Raw genomic sequence first — 15,258 nt, forward strand, 5'->3', positions numbered from 1 at the left:
ATTCCGCTGTTGTTATTCATGCGAGACGGCGTCGGCCCTGCCCTCTTGGCCCGGGCTCCGGCTGTCGCGCACGCTGGGGGTTTCCGCGCCGCGTGCTATGGAACGCGGCACATGGCCATACCAGCGCGGATAAAACTGCTTCACCGCCTCCCCGTCGAACCGCAGCGCGTGGCAGCGGCCAAGCTGGAAGGGCGGCTTTTCACCGGCGGCCTCATTGCCTCCGGCGGTCTTGCCGAGTTCCGGTCCGGGCGCTTCACCCGGCGAGCCATTCGATGTATCCCACACTGCCCCGACGAACGCCTGGATCGCAGCGGTCGGCAAAACGCCCAACATTTCTGTGAGGTGCGTGCAGCCGGCCGTGCCGGCGAGGAGCCGGCCCGCTTCGCGGCGGAAATTGTCGAGGAGATTGAGCCCGATAAGGGCCCGATAGGCGGGATTAGCGTTCTGGCACTGACCGTCGTAAGGCACCCAGTCGGACGACGCTTCGGCGTCGACGACGTTGAGCTTGCGATCGATCGTAATACGCAGCCAGAGTTCATGGATCGGCAGACCATTGGGCCGGACACCGGCGGCGAGCGGCACGTCGCGTGGCTTGTGGTCGGTCAGGCACGCGTCGATGTCCCACAGGCCGTCTTCACGCTCATAGGCAACCGCCCGGATGGCGCGCTGATGGCGCAACTGGCGGGGCACGGGCGGAGAAAGCGGCATGCTAAAGGTAAGACCGTATTGGAAAACCTCGTGATTTTAACATACCGAGTATTTGAGACAGCCGCGAACACACAGGCCGGGCGGGGACTTGCCTGCGCTGATTTTTCGAGACGGCCGGCTCAGTTATCGGACCAGTCTTCCTCGATTCCCTTGAGGATCTTGCCGATGATCGACATCGAGAAGCCGCGCGCCGCGAGGAAGCGCGCCTGGCGCGCGCGTTCGGCAGGCGTCCCGGGCAACTGGCCGTACTTCTTCTGCCAGACCGTGCGGGCACGTACGAGCTCGGTCTCGCGTAGTTGCGAACTCACCTCTTCGATGAGTGCTTCGCCCACCGCGTGGCGCTTGAGTTCGCTGACGATACGCCCTGCCCCCACGCGCGCCGCGCGCCGGTGCACGACGCTTTCGGCAAAGCGCGCATCGGAGAGCCAGCCCTCGCGTTCGAGCGAATCGAGCAGCACTTCGAGTGCGTCGGCGTCTTCGGTGTGCGGCATGAGCTTGCGCGAGAGTTCGGCGCGGCTGTACTCGCGACGCGAAAGATAGCCGAGTGCGCGGCCCTTGAGGGAGCGCTCGGGGCGCTGCTTCGCCGTGGACGATTTTTCGCGCTCACTCGCGCGTGCGGCGCGGCTGGCCGAGCTGCGCTCGTATTGGTCGGCTTGCGGCGCGCTGGCTTCGCGCGCGGTTTCGACAGGCGCGCGACGCGATCGCTTGAATGATGTCTCGGACAGCGGCTCTGGCGGCACGTTTACCGCCGCCTCATCCGCCCCGCCAAAGAAAGCCTCGAACGGAACTTCGAAGACCGCGCCGCCATCGTCGCTGAGATCGGCGGGCGACGAATACGCCGCGCCAGAATGCGCAAAGCCGCGATCGCCCGCCTGGGCGTCGCGGCTCAAATGGCTTGAGCGGCTCGTGCGCGAGTCGGCAGGCTTCACGGCGGAGCGCCGCTCGGCGCCCCTGTCCGCAGGCGAACCCGCACGGGGGTTAGCCTGCTCGCCGGAAGGCGAGGACGTATGTGACCCGCCCTTGCGCATCAGCTTGCCTTATCTACGAGAGCCTGGTGGACTTACTCTTCGTCAGCGACTTCGACTTCGCCGGAATCGTTGACGCCGTCCGGCATCGTGCTCACGCCAAGCGATTCGCGGATGCGGTTTTCGATCTCACGAGCAATGTCCGCGTTCTCGCGCAGGAATTCGCGTGCGTTGTCCTTGCCCTGGCCAATGCGCTCGCCGTTATAGCTGTACCACGCACCCGCCTTGTCGACGATCTTGGCCTGCACGCCAAGGTCGACGATTTCGCCCTGACGCGAGATGCCCTCGCCGTAGAGAATATCGAACACGGCTTCGCGGAACGGCGGCGAGACCTTGTTCTTCACCACCTTCACACGCGTTTCGCTGCCGATCACTTCGTCGTTCTTCTTGATCGAACCGATACGGCGAATGTCCAGACGCACCGACGAGTAGAACTTGAGCGCGTTGCCGCCCGTGGTGGTTTCCGGGTTGCCGAACATCACGCCGATCTTCATACGGATCTGGTTGATGAAGATCACCATGCAGTTCGTCTTCTTGATCGTGCCGGTGAGCTTGCGCAGCGCCTGCGACATCAGACGCGCCTGCAGACCCGGCAGCGAGTCGCCCATTTCGCCTTCGATTTCGGCCTTCGGCACGAGCGCCGCGACCGAGTCGATCACGATCATGTCGATCGAGCCCGAGCGCACCAGCGCGTCGGTGATTTCGAGCGCCTGCTCGCCCGTGTCCGGCTGCGAGATGAGCAGTTCGGGCACGTTCACGCCGAGCTTGGCGGCGTATTGCACGTCGAGCGCGTGTTCCGCGTCGATAAACGCCGCCGTGCCGCCGAGCTTTTGCATTTCGGCGATGACCTGCAGCGTAAGCGTGGTCTTACCCGACGATTCCGGACCGTAGATCTCGACCACCCGGCCGCGCGGCAAACCGCCCACGCCAAGTGCGATGTCGAGGCCGAGCGAACCGGTAGAGACTACCTGGATGTCCTCGACCGCCTCGCCGTCGCCGAGTCGCATGATCGACCCCTTGCCGAACTGCTTTTCGATCTGCGCGAGCGCGGCGGCCAGCGCCTTGCTCTTTTCAGCAGTCAGCCCAGCCGAGCCTTTCTTGCTATCTTCCATGAATCGTCCTTTGCTATGATGAACGGCGTCTCGTGACCATGCGCACGCCTCATTCGGGCTAATGCACACGAACGCAGACACTGTATAAAAAAACAGTGGTTTTGGCAAGCCTTTCTGGCTATCCAGAACCTCGAATTTCGGAGACCGCCGCGCGTCGCCTGGCCGCGCCCTCAAGGACGCGGCGCGGCGCGGGTGTTACGAGCCTGACTACGAGGTCAAAAAGCCTCGAAGGCGACGCTGACGCAACATGCGAATCCTCATTGCCGAAGACGACAGCATACTCGCGGACGGGCTCGTGAGATCACTCCGCCAATCGGGCTATGCCGTTGATCACGTGCGTAGCGGCGTGGATGCCGATACCGCCTTGTCGATGCAGTCGTTCGACCTCTTGATCCTCGATCTGGGCCTGCCGAAAATGCCGGGCCTCGAAGTGCTGCGCCGTTTGCGCGCGCGCAATTCCAATCTGCCCGTGCTGATCCTCACCGCCGCCGACAGCGTGGACGAGCGCGTCAAAGGCCTCGACCTCGGCGCCGACGACTACATGGCCAAGCCCTTCGCGCTCAACGAGCTCGAAGCGCGCGTGCGTGCGCTCACGCGGCGCGGCGCGGGCGGCGGCCCGACCGTCGTGCGGCATGGCGCGCTGGCGTTCGACCAGGTGGGGCGCATTGCGCGCATCAACGACCAGGTGCTCGATCTTTCCGCGCGCGAACTGGGCGTGCTCGAAGTGCTGCTGCAGCGGCTCGGGCGGCTCGTCTCGAAGGAGCAGCTCGTCGACCACCTGTGCGAATGGGGCGAAGAAGTCAGCAACAACGCCATCGAAGTCTACGTGCATCGGCTGCGCAAGAAACTCGAAACGGGCGGCGTGCGCATCGTGACCGTGCGCGGGCTAGGCTACTGCCTCGAAAAAGAGGCGAAGGAAGCACAGGCCGGCGCAGGCCAGACGCCCGCCCGGGCCGAGGCCGGCACGCCCGACGCCGCGCCGGCGATGCCCGCCAGTCATTACTTCAAGTAGGCGGGACCGACGATGGCCGGGCGTCCTCCCATCGCGCGCGCCGTGCCGCCCAAGGGCGCCGCAAGCGTGGCCGACCCGGCTGGCGACAGCGCCTCGGGCGCATCCGCGTTCGCGGCCGACGCCCTCGACGACGACGCGCGCGACGCCCGCTACGCCAATCCGTTCGCCCCGCCCGACGAAGCCGAAGCCGCCGCGGAAGCGCGCCCGCGCTCGCTCTTCGGCGAGATTCTCGACTGGATGCTCGCGCCCTTGCTGCTGCTCTGGCCGATGAGCATCGCCGTCACGTATCTCGTAGCGAAATCGATCGCCAACGGCCCCTTCGACCGCGCGCTCGAAACCGACGCCTATGTGCTCGCGCGCCAGATCCAGCCCGTGAACGGCGTGGCCGAGCTGACACTGCCCGCCTCCACGCGCGACTTTCTGCGCGCCGATAACGTCGACAGCGTGTTCTATCAGGTGCTCGGCGGCCGTGGCGAGCTGATCGGCGGCGATCGCGACATGCCGCTGCCGCACGACGACGACCGCCCGCCGCCGGGCCTCGTCGAATTCCGCGACGACACGCTGCATGGCATCGACATCCGCGTCGCCTATACAACCGTGGACCCGACGCACCTCAGCGCCGGCGACCGGCAAGGTCAACCCGTACTCGTGCAGGTCGCGGAAACGCTCGACAAGCGCCGCCAGCTCGCCAACGACATCATCAAGGGCGTGATCCTGCCGCAGTTCGTGATCTTGCCGCTCGCGATCCTGCTCGTATGGTTCGGCCTCTCGCGGGGCCTCGCTCCCTTGCACGCGCTGCAGTCGAACATCCGCATGCGTCGCCCCGACGATCTTTCGCCGCTCGAAGCGCGCCGCGCGCCGCCCGAAATCGAGCCGCTCGTCACGTCGTTCAACGACCTGCTCACGCGGCTCGAACAGAACATGGAGCTGCAAAAGCGCTTCATCGCCGACGCCGCGCATCAGATGAAAACGCCGCTAGCGGGCCTGCGCACCCAGGCCGAACTCGCGCTGCGCCAGAACGCGCCCGCCGAAGTGCACCGCTCGCTCGAGCAGATCGCGACGAGTTCCGAGCACGCCGCGCGGCTCGTCACCCAGTTGCTCGCGCTCGCGCGAGCGGAAAACCGCATGTCCGGGCAGGTCTTCACGCCCGTGGATGTGGCCGACGTGGCGCGCCACGCCGTGCGCGACTGGGTGCAGCCGGCGCTCGCCAAGCAGATGGACCTCGGCTACGAAGGCCCCGAAACGGCCTACGGCAGCGAGGAAGACGATGGCGAAGCGGCGCCGCGCGTCGAAGTGGACGGCAACCCGGTGATGCTGCGCGAGATGCTCTCGAACCTCATCGACAACGCGATCCGCTATACGCCCGCGGGCGGGCGCATCACTGTGCGCGTGCGGCCCGAGCCCGCGGCGGGCATGGTCCATCTCGAAGTGGAAGATACGGGCATGGGCATTCCGCCTGCGGAGCGCGAGCGCGTGCTCGAGCGCTTCTACCGTATTCTCGGGCGCGACGGCGAAGGCAGCGGGCTCGGGCTTGCGATCGTGCGCGAGATCGCCACGATGCACGGCGGCACGCTCGCCATCGACGATCACGTCTATCAGGACACGCCGCGCCTCGCCGGGACGCTCGTGCGCGTGACGCTGCGCCTGCGCACGCAGGCCTGAGCGGCATTGCCGGCGCTTCGGCGGCGAAACCACCGCGAAACTGACGGACCGCGTCAGAAAACCGGGATGGGACTTACCCTTACCCGATATGCGTCGAACGAGTCAAAATCTGCGCGTTAGGCGATGTTATAAGATCAATACCGGATTTTTAGCGCACATTACGCGACGATCGCCGACTCCACCCCGCGCCGACACCACACTCAGAAACCCACGCGCGCGTCAGAAGCCCGTAAGTTTCCATTCCAATAATGCTCCGCAGGACCGCGGGTCTTCGAGTCGCCTGCCCGACGGACCACACGCATATCAATACTGGAGACAAATATGGCAACCGTTGGCGGACAAGTCTCGCACGCGCCGATGACCAGCGACGAAAAACGCGTGATCTTCGCGTCGTCGCTCGGCACCGTGTTCGAGTGGTATGACTTCTACCTGGCCGGATCGCTTGCGGCCTTCATCAGCAAGAGCTTCTTTTCCGGCGTCAATCCCACGGCCGGCTTCATCTTCACGCTGCTCGGCTTCGCCGCCGGCTTTGCCGTGCGTCCGTTCGGCGCGATCGTGTTCGGGCGCCTCGGCGACCTCGTGGGCCGCAAGCACACGTTCCTCGTCACGATCGTCATCATGGGTATCTCGACCTTCGTGGTCGGCTTCCTGCCCGGCTACGCGTCGATCGGCATTGCCTCGCCGGTGATCTTCATCGCCATGCGTCTCCTCCAGGGTCTCGCGCTTGGCGGGGAGTACGGCGGCGCCGCAACCTACGTCGCTGAACACGCGCCGCCTGGACGCCGCGGCTTCTACACCTCGTGGATCCAGACGACCGCCACGCTCGGTCTGTTCCTCTCGCTGCTCGTGATCCTCGGCGTGCGCACGTTTGTCGGCGAAGAGCAGTTCGCCGCATGGGCCTGGCGCATTCCGTTCATCGCCTCGATCCTGCTGCTCGCCGTTTCGGTGTGGATCCGTCTGCAGCTCGACGAATCGCCGGCGTTCAAGCGCATCAAGGCGGAAGGCAAGGTCTCGAAGGCGCCGATCAAGGAAGCGTTCGGCCAGTGGAAGAACCTCAAGGTCGTGCTGCTCGCCCTCTTCGGCCTCACCGCCGGCCAGGCCGTGGTCTGGTACACGGGCCAGTTCTATGCGCTCTTCTTCCTCACGCAAACGCTCAAGGTGGACGGCTCTAGCGCCAACATCCTGATCGCGCTGGCGCTGTTGATCGGCACGCCGTTCTTCCTGTTCTTCGGCGCGCTGTCGGACAAGATCGGCCGCAAGCCCATCATCATGGCTGGCTGCCTGATCGCGGCGCTCACCTACTTCCCGATCTTCAAGGCGATCACGCACTACGCGAACCCGGCGCTCGAAGCCGCCACGCAGCGCGCGCCGATCGTCGTGATCGCGGATCCGGCCGAATGCTCGTTCCAGTTCAACCCGGTTGGCACCTCGAAGTTCACGAGCTCGTGCGACATCGCCAAGAGCGCACTTTCGAAGGCTGGCCTGAACTACGAGAACGTGGCCGCCCCGGCAGGCACGCTCGCGCAGATCAAGGTGGGCGACACGACTATCGACACGTTCAACGGCCGGGCGCCCGGCGCCAAGGAAGCCGGCGCGCTGTTCGAGAAGACGCTCGCGGCCACGCTGAAAGCGGCGGGCTATCCGCTGAAGGCCGACCCCGCGCAGCTCAACTGGCCGATGACGGTGGTGATGCTGACGATCCTCGTGATCTTCGTGACCATGGTGTACGGGCCAATCGCGGCGATGCTGGTGGAGATGTTCCCGACGCGCATCCGCTACACCTCGATGTCGCTGCCCTATCACATCGGCAACGGCTGGTTCGGCGGCTTCCTGCCGGCGACCGCCTTCGCGATCGTGGCGGCACGAGGCGATATCTACTCGGGCCTCTGGTATCCGATCATCATCGCGCTGGGCACCTTCGTGATCGGCATGCTGTTCGTGAAGGAAACCAAGGACTCGGATATTTACGCGCAGGATTGAGGCTGCGAGCGCCGCCGGGCGGGGCTTCTCGCCCGGCGACTGCCTTCCTTGCAGAAAAGATGACGAAGGGGGTTGACAACCTCAGGCCGTACTGCGATAATTCTCTTCTTCGGCGAATTAGCTCAGCCGGTTAGAGCGACGGAATCATAATCCGCAGGTCCGGGGTTCGAATCCCTGATTCGCCACCAGTTGCAAAAGAAAGCCGCTGTCCCACAAGGGCAGCGGCTTTTTTCATTTCCGGCTTCCGCGCTCGTGCCTGGCGGACCGGAGTCCGCCAGATCGCACAGCATTCACCTGATCTGCTTACGCTCCCGCTTCGTTTCGTACATCGAACGATCTGCGAATTCGATCAGCGCCGTCATCTCGGTGCCGTCTTCGGGGAGGATGGCAACGCCCACGCTCACGCCGAGATCGATGCGGTTGCCTTCGAACTCGAACGGCTCGCCCACGGTGTCCACGAGCCGGCGGCTGTACGCCTCGGCGTCCCTGCGCCCCGCGATGCCCGGCAAGATCACCGCGAACTCGTCACCGCCCACGCGCGCGGCCGTGTCCACTCGACGGCTGTGGCGAGCGATGCGCGTCGCGGTCTCCCGGATCGCCGCATCGCCGGCCCGATGGCCGTGGCGGTCGTTGATCGGCTTGAGGCCATCCATGTCGAGATTGAGCACGCCGAGTCCGCCCGACGAGCGCACCGCGAGATCCACCGACTGGCGCAGGCGATCGTAAAAGAGCGCGCGATTGGGCAAACCCGTGAGCGCATCATGCGTCGCGCGCAGATAGAGCTCGCTCGTCTCGTGTTTCGCGGCATGGAACATCGCCGCGGCGATGAGTTCGGACATCAGCGAGAGCGTGCGGATGTCCTCGTCCTTGAAGGCGTCGACTTCCGAATTCGTGACTTTCAGAACGCCGACGGTGGTCTCGAGATGCTTGAGCGGCGTGACGATCATCGAGCGCAGGCCCGCGCGCCGGCAGGCTTCGCGGTCCACGCGCGGGTCGGTTTCGGAGTCGTCGCAGCGCAGGATCTCGCCCTCGCGCACGCACAGGCCGGAGAGGCTCGTTTCGCGCGCGAGGCGCAAGCCAAGGAGGTCCGCGACGTTGCCCGATGCCGCGCGATACACCATGTCCTCGCCTTCGGCAAGCTCGACGACCGCGCCCTGGGCTCGCGTGAGCTGCTCGGTGCGTTCGGCCACGTAGGCCATCACGCCGCCGAGATCGAGCCCGAGCTTCGCGATGTCCGACTGCGCCTTGATGATTTCCAGCAGGGTTGCGTTGTCCAGTTGCGTGTCTTTCGCTTCGCTCTTCTTCATCGCTTAACCGTTAGCCTTGCCTTTGACTTGCTGACGGCACTGAAAGCCAGGGCGCCGTTCGATCGGGCTAAAGCATAGCAAACGTTAATGATTGCGCCAGCGCAAACGTTTTACATCTGCAATTCGCCGCGCTTTTTGCGATTCGTTGCGGGGACACCCATTGTGCATACGCGTTCAGCGCTCGATGCGCTCGCGCGTGAGGCGCAACAGCGCGGCCATCGCGCGGCTCGCCGCATAGGCGTCGCGTTGCGCGATCGCCTCGTACACAAGGGTGTGGTCGGGCAGCGCAGCGTTGAACACCTCGGCGCGCTTCGCGTTCACGCGCAACTGGCCTTCGAGCGTGCGCTCGATCAGCGTGCCGAGCGGCACCAGCAATTCGTTGCGGCAAGCGCCTAGCACCGCGAGATGAAAGCGCAGGTCCGCGCGCACCCATTCGTCCACATTGCGCGCCTCGGCCATGGCTTCGTGCGCGGCGGCGATCGACGCAAGCGAATCGGCGTCGTGTGCGTTTGCGGCGAGGCCTGCCGCAAACGGTTCGATCATCTCGCGCATTTCCTGGAGCTTGAGCGCGAAAGCGAGCGGCGGTGCCACGCGCGCGTACCAGTCGAGCACGTCGGCATCGAGCAGATTCCACGCTTCGCGCGCCCGCACCCGCGTACCCACGCGCGGACGCGATTCCACGAGCCCTTTCGAGGTGAGCGTGCGCAGCGCCTCGCGCAGCACCGTGCGGCTCACGTCGAACGTTGCCATGAGTTCGGCCTCGCGCGGCAGGACCGTCGCGGGCGGGTAGTCGCCGCGCAGGATCGCGCTGCCGAGTTCGTAGGCCACGGTGCCGTGCAGATCGCGTTGAATCGCCGTTCTCCTGGATAATGGGAAGCGTTGCGAAATAATACTATTAATAGCACTTAAAGGCGAATTTTGCAGTAGCATGTGCGGATGAAGACGTTGCCGCTCGCGCGTGGTGCGGGCGCCGCCTTACCGCTCAAGGTCATGGAGACACCGCATGAAAATCACCAAGCTCGAAACCTTCGTCGTCCCGCCGCGCTGGCTCTTTCTGAAGATCGAAACGGACGAAGGGATCGTCGGCTGGGGCGAGCCGATCGTCGAAGGGCGCGCGCATACGGTGGCCGCGGCCGTCGATGAACTCGCCGACTATCTGATCGGCAAGGATCCGCTGCTCATCGAAGACCACTGGCAGGTGATGTATCGCGCGGGCTTCTACCGCGGCGGCCCGATCTCGATGAGCGCCATTGCCGGCGTCGATCAGGCGCTCTGGGACATCAAGGGCAAGCATCATGGCGTGCCCGTTCACGCGCTGCTCGGCGGCCAGGTGCGCGACAAGATCAAGGTGTATTCGTGGATTGGCGGCGACCGTCCGAGCGACGTCGCCAACAACGCGCGCGCCGTGGTCGAGCGCGGCTTCAAGGCCGTGAAGATGAACGGCTCGGAAGAACTGCAGATCATCGACACCTTCGACAAGGTGCAGGGCGTCATCAACAACGTCGCGGCCGTGCGCGAGGCCGTGGGCCCGAACGTCGGCATCGGCGTGGACTTCCATGGCCGCGTGCACAAGCCGATGGCCAAGGTGCTCGCGAAAGAACTCGATCCGTTCAAGCTGATGTTCATCGAAGAGCCGGTGCTTTCGGAGAACGTCGAAGCGCTGCGCGACATCGTCAACCAGACCAGCACGCCGATCGCGCTGGGCGAGCGCCTGTATTCGCGCTGGGATTTCAAGCACATCCTCGCGGGCGGCTACGTGGACATCATCCAGCCCGACGCCTCGCACGCGGGCGGCATCACCGAGTGCCGCAAGATCGCGTCGATGGCCGAAGCCTATGACGTCGCGCTCGCGCTGCACTGCCCGCTCGGGCCGATCGCGCTCGCCACCTGCCTGCAGATCGACGCCGTGAGCTACAACGCGTTCATCCAGGAGCAGAGCCTCGGCATTCACTACAACAAGGGCAACGATCTGCTCGACTACATCAGGAATCCCGAAGTCTTCAAGTATGAAGACGGCTTCGTCTCGATTCCGCAGGGCCCGGGACTCGGCATCGACGTGAACGAGGAGAAGGTGCGCGAGATGGCCAAGACGGGCCACCGCTGGCGCAATCCGGTGTGGCGTCACGAAGATGGCAGCGTCGCCGAATGGTGACGCAAAGATGAACGCCAATCGCGCGGCGGTGAGCGTTACGTGACACGCTCATTGCCGCGCGTTTCGGCGGCGTAACATTTCGCGTGGCTTTGCGCGCCCAGGCGCGCGCACTCGCAAGACACGCGAACGGCTTATGTCGTTTGCGCACACAGCCAGTTCATGGAAAGCCGCGCCACGCAAGGCGCGCCCATCATCGAAGACACGCGTCGAGCGCAAACGCCACCCACTGGCCTGCTCCTTGCAGATTCCTTTGCAACCCAACCTCAGTGTTGCAAAGGATTCCATGGACGCGTCGCTTCCCGACTATCTGATCCGCGAACAAGCGGCCGTAGGCGCACTCGTCGCCTTCGGCTTTCTGCGCGTGCTGGCTGGCGCGATCGCCTTCGCGCGCGGCTGGCGCATCGGCTGGGTGGAGTACGCCATGATCGGCGCCGCGGCGCTGTGGTGCGCGCCGCAACTGATCGCGCTGATCGCCAATCCAGCGTCCGTGGCCGCGCTCGCAGAACTCGAAGGCAACGCCACGGGCTGCGCCATCGCCCTCTTCTTCGCGCCGATCCTCAGTCACCGGCTCGGCTACGAATAACGTCCACCGGCGACGTTTCAGCCCTGCAACACGTAGCCCGGCACGCTACGCGCGAGCGCGGCCGCGGCCACCAGCACGCCGATCATCACGATCGCTTCAAGATGAATCACGTTGACGAAACGGCGCGCCGCCGCTGTCGACGCCGCGCGCCGCAACTCGGGCATCGCCACGAGCCGGTTGAAGCCGCCCATCCCGAGCGCGAGCAGAACCAGCACAGCCTTGAGCATCAGCACGCGGCCCCACGTGCTGCCGACGATGGCGTCGATCGAGCCGCCGCTGCCGCGCAGCGCGTTGAACACGCCCGTCGCGATCACGAAGCCAACCGCGAAGAACGCCACGTTCGAAATCTGGCCCGCCGTGCGGATCAGCACGCCGCGCGACGTCGATGCGCCGAGCGCCGGCAGCACGGCAAGTCCCCCCGCCATGACGATGCCGCTCCAGGCGCTCGCACTGAGCAAATGGAGAGTGTGCAGCCCGAGCGCGGCCGAGGCGAAGCCCGCATCGGCTGCGTGTCCGAGCCCCGCGCGCCCCGCGGCGATGGCGATGAGCGCGAGCCACAGCACGCCGTCGCGCGCCACACTCGAAGCCGCGAACGCGCAGCCGAGCAGCACGAGCGCGCCGGCAAACGCAACGCTCCACGCGTGGCCAACGTGCGTTTGCGAGAGCACCGTACCGACCACGCCGAACGCGCTGGGCAACGGTTCGCCGCTGACCGACGCGCTCTCGTACAGCATCCACATGACGAGCGCCGCCACGAGCACGAACGCCGAGGCGCGCAGCGAGCGTTGCGCACGCAGCCATGCGAGGCGCGCGGGCGCGACGGCCGTGCGGCCATCCTTGTCGAGCCACGCGCCATAGAACGCCGAGCCGAGCGCGAATGCGTAGGCAATGTTGACAATGGCCGCCATGGCGACCTGCCCGATCCAGAGCCAGTCAGCTTTCATCGGAGCTCACCCTCGCGCGTGGTGCGGGTCGCACGGACTTCGCGCGATGTGGATCGGTCGGCTTGGTGCAACGATAGGGAAAGTGCAATTGGAGTCATCGAGACAAGTGGCAAGGAAACAACATGAAAACGGCAACAGCAGCACGCACACGCATCACATCGCGTGTCGCGCAAGGGTGCCTGCTTCGATAGCCGCCGCGCCATTCGGTTCAATGCAGGCTCGATGCGGCTTCAATGCGGCTTCAATGCGGATCCAGCGCAGATCGAACGCGGATTCGAAGCAGGTTCGACGCGCATTCCATGCGCGAGCATCGAGCCGGGGCACGAGACCAGCGGCGGCGGCGGCATGCGCCCGGCATGATGCTACGCATGCACCCGGCAACAAGCGGCTCGCCGAGTGTGGCGCGGGTGCGGGACAACCCCGTGTCACCGATTGGCGAACAGGTGCAGAATCATAACCGGCACCGGCGCGACGATCGGCCGCAAGCACGTCGCGGTGGCGCCTCGAAGGCATCGGAGGGCGCTTGTGGCACATGCGGCAAATGGTCACCATGAGTTCCCGATGCTAGAATCTGCTGCGTCGCCGCAGCGCGCACGGTCTTCTGCTTTCATCGCGCGCAGCCTAGAAGCCGGGCCGTTCGAAGCCTGGTCAGGTCCACGATAAAGATGGAGTTACGCGTGTCCCCAAGACGTATCTTCCGACCGCTCATTCCGCTCGTCGCGCCTCTGGCAGCAGCACTTTTGCTCGGGACGACCGGCGTTCTCAGCGCTGCACATGCCCAGACGGCCGCCTCCGCGCCGCAGGCCAAAGCCCCCGACACGATCGCCGCACGCGTGCAGGGCTGCACCGCGTGCCACGGCTCGCACGGGCAGGGCACCGACAACGACTATTTCCCGCGTCTCGCCGGCAAACCGGCCGAGTACCTGTTCAACCAGCTAATGAACTTCCGCGAGGGGCGCCGCAAGTACCCTCCGATGAATTATCTGGTCACCTATCTCTCCGACGACTACCTGCACGAGATCGCGACGTTCTTCTCGCAGCAGCGGCCGCCCTACCCGCCGCCCGCGAAACCTTCGGTCGGCAGCGACACGCTCGCGCGCGGCCAGCAGATCGTCCTGCACGGCGACCCGGCCAAGCAGGTGCCCGCCTGTGCGGCCTGCCACGGCGCGAAGCTCACCGGCATGGAGCCGGCCATCCCGGGTCTGGTCGGTCTGCACATGGATTACATCAGCGCGCAGATCGGCGCCTGGCGCTCGGGCTCGCGGCATGCGAAAGCGCCCGACTGCATGCATGAGATCGCTACGCGTCTCACCGACGAAGACGTGAACGCGGTCGCGGCCTGGCTCTCCACGCAGAGCGCGCCGCAGAACCCCGTGCCGGCGCCGGCTGGCTCACTCAAGACGCCGCTTGCCTGCGGCAGCGAACCGCAATAAGGCGCCGGGGGAGACAGCCAATATGAACCGCAAGTCCCTGTTCGCACTTTCCGCCGTCATCGTGGCCGCCGCCGCGGCCCTCGTACCGGTGCTCTGGTCGGGCACCCACTATCTGCACAATGGCGCGGCGCAGGCCGCGACGCCCGTCGACCAGGCCGATCTCATCAAGAAGGGTGAGTACCTCGCGCGCGCCGGCGACTGTATCGCCTGCCACACCGTGCGCGGCGGCCAGATGTTCGCGGGCGGCCTGCCGATGGCCACGCCGTTCGGCACGCTCTACACCCCCAACATCACGCCCGACGATCAGTACGGCATCGGCAAGTGGAGCGCCGACGACTTCTATCGCGCCATGCACACGGGCCGCTCGAAGGACGGCAGCCTGCTCTATCCGGCGTTCCCGTTCGCGAGCTACACCAAGGTCACGCGCGCCGACGCCGACGCGATCTTCGCCTATTTGCGCTCGGTCCCGCCGGTCAACGTGCCTAGCCGCCCGCACGAACTCAAGTTCCCGTTCAACAACCGTAACCTGCTGATCGGCTGGCGCACGCTGTTCTTCCGCGAAGGCGAGTACAAGCCCGATCCGACCAAGTCGGTCGAATGGAACCGCGGCGCGTATCTCGTGGAAGGCCTCGGCCACTGCGGCATGTGCCACACCTCCATCAACGCCGTGGGCGGCCCTGTCAACTCGGCGGCCTTCGCGGGCGGTCTGATCCCGCTGCAGAACTGGTACGCGCCGTCGCTCACGGGCAGTGAAGGCGGCCTCGGCGACTGGGACATCAGGGACATCGCGAGCCTCCTGAAGACCGGCGTGTCCGAGCGCGGCGCCGTGTTCGGCCCGATGGCGGACGTGATCCACAACAGCCTGCAATACCTCTCGGACGACGACATCCACGCGATGGCCTCGTATCTGAAGACCATCCCGCAGAAGAAGGAAGCGCCCGAGACGATGCAGATGGAGACGTCGGAAGCGTTCGGCGGCGAACTCTTGCAGCAAGGTCATAAGATCTACCATGACCAGTGTGCAAAGTGCCACGCGGAGAACGGTCTCGGCATGCCGCCGAACTTCCCGCCGCTTGCGAACAACCAGTCGATCCAGATGCATTCGGCCGTGAACCCGATCCGCATGGTGCTCAACGGCGGCTATCCGCCGAGCACGGGGGGCAATCCGCGCCCGTACGGCATGCCGCCGTTCGCGCAGGCGCTCTCGAACCAGGAGGTCGCGGCGGTGGTGACGTTCATCCGCATGTCCTGGGGCAACAAGGGCACGCCGGTGTCGCCGCAGCAGGTCGCGGATCTGCGCTCGTCTCCGCTCGACTGACGGGCGTGTCGACCAGAGTTAG

13 protein-coding genes and 1 tRNA gene are annotated in these 15,258 nt (G+C 65.4%); 8 read left to right on the forward strand and 6 right to left on the reverse strand.

From position 1 onward, the window contains the following. Nucleotides 1-12 precede the first annotated feature (12 nt). From E1N52_RS11355 to recA, 3 genes are all read right to left on the reverse strand, one after another. Nucleotides 13-708, reverse strand: coding sequence for a DUF2889 domain-containing protein (locus E1N52_RS11355; protein ID WP_133182833.1), 696 nt, complete (start codon nt 706-708; stop codon nt 13-15). 119 nt (nt 709-827) lie between these two features. Then, nucleotides 828-1,637 carry a recombination regulator RecX gene (recX, locus tag E1N52_RS11360; protein ID WP_246089028.1) on the reverse strand — a complete coding sequence of 270 codons (810 nt, stop codon included), beginning with the start codon at nt 1,635-1,637 and terminating at the stop codon, nt 828-830. A gap of 131 nt (nt 1,638-1,768) precedes the next feature. Beyond that, a complete protein-coding gene (gene recA / locus E1N52_RS11365) occupies nt 1,769-2,845 on the reverse strand; it encodes a recombinase RecA (protein WP_042266320.1) in 1,077 nt (358 codons plus the stop codon). Between the two features lie 247 nt (nt 2,846-3,092). Here recA and E1N52_RS11370 point away from each other — a divergent pair, with 247 nt between their 5' ends. The 4 genes from E1N52_RS11370 (at nt 3,093) to E1N52_RS11385 (ending at nt 7,687) form a co-directional block, all read left to right on the forward strand. Next, nucleotides 3,093-3,857 (forward strand): response regulator transcription factor, encoded by a 765-nt coding sequence (locus E1N52_RS11370; protein WP_133182837.1) that lies wholly within the window; start codon nt 3,093-3,095, stop codon nt 3,855-3,857. Between the two features lie 12 nt (nt 3,858-3,869). Next, nucleotides 3,870-5,519 carry a sensor histidine kinase gene (locus E1N52_RS11375; RefSeq protein ID WP_133182838.1) on the forward strand — a complete coding sequence of 550 codons (1,650 nt, stop codon included), beginning with the start codon at nt 3,870-3,872 and terminating at the stop codon, nt 5,517-5,519. Between the two features lie 321 nt (nt 5,520-5,840). Further along, nucleotides 5,841-7,499 (forward strand): MFS transporter, encoded by a 1,659-nt coding sequence (locus tag E1N52_RS11380; protein ID WP_133182840.1) that lies wholly within the window; start codon nt 5,841-5,843, stop codon nt 7,497-7,499. 111 nt (nt 7,500-7,610) lie between these two features. After that, nucleotides 7,611-7,687 (forward strand) — tRNA-Met (locus tag E1N52_RS11385). 102 nt (nt 7,688-7,789) lie between these two features. Here the strand turns inward: E1N52_RS11385 and E1N52_RS11390 are convergent. Together E1N52_RS11390 and E1N52_RS11395 are read right to left on the reverse strand one after the other, a co-directional pair. Beyond that, the gene (locus E1N52_RS11390; protein ID WP_133182842.1) at nt 7,790-8,806 is read right to left on the reverse strand and encodes a sensor domain-containing diguanylate cyclase; all 1,017 of its coding nucleotides are present in this window, start codon (nt 8,804-8,806) and stop codon (nt 7,790-7,792) included. A 174-nt stretch (nt 8,807-8,980) separates the two neighbouring features. Further along, a complete protein-coding gene (locus E1N52_RS11395; protein ID WP_133182844.1) occupies nt 8,981-9,736 on the reverse strand; it encodes a FadR/GntR family transcriptional regulator in 756 nt (251 codons plus the stop codon). 73 nt (nt 9,737-9,809) lie between these two features. Between E1N52_RS11395 and dgoD the strand changes: the two genes are divergently transcribed. Both dgoD and E1N52_RS11405 read left to right on the forward strand, forming a co-directional pair. After that, entirely contained in the window at nt 9,810-10,958 is a 1,149-nt protein-coding gene (gene dgoD, locus E1N52_RS11400; protein ID WP_133182846.1) for a galactonate dehydratase, read from the forward strand. A gap of 283 nt (nt 10,959-11,241) precedes the next feature. After that, entirely contained in the window at nt 11,242-11,541 is a 300-nt protein-coding gene (locus E1N52_RS11405) for a hypothetical protein (RefSeq protein ID WP_133182848.1), read from the forward strand. Between the two features lie 17 nt (nt 11,542-11,558). Here the strand turns inward: E1N52_RS11405 and E1N52_RS11410 are convergent, their stop codons facing one another. Then, nucleotides 11,559-12,485: a CopD family protein gene (locus tag E1N52_RS11410; RefSeq protein WP_133182849.1), complete on the reverse strand. Its 927-nt coding sequence runs from the start codon at nt 12,483-12,485 to the stop codon at nt 11,559-11,561. Nucleotides 12,486-13,150: 665 nt separating this feature from the next. On the opposite strand from E1N52_RS11410, the gene E1N52_RS11415 reads away from it, so the two are divergent. Further along, nucleotides 13,151-13,918, forward strand: coding sequence for a c-type cytochrome (locus E1N52_RS11415; RefSeq protein ID WP_069262871.1), 768 nt, complete (start codon nt 13,151-13,153; stop codon nt 13,916-13,918). A gap of 22 nt (nt 13,919-13,940) precedes the next feature. Continuing rightward, complete coding sequence (locus tag E1N52_RS11420) at nt 13,941-15,236, forward strand: cytochrome c (RefSeq protein WP_133182851.1); 1,296 nt, start codon at nt 13,941-13,943, stop codon at nt 15,234-15,236. Nucleotides 15,237-15,258: the final 22 nt, after the last annotated feature.

The organism is Paraburkholderia guartelaensis (assembly GCF_004353905.1).
In the GTDB taxonomy this organism is placed as follows: Bacteria; Pseudomonadota; Gammaproteobacteria; order Burkholderiales; family Burkholderiaceae; genus Paraburkholderia; species Paraburkholderia guartelaensis.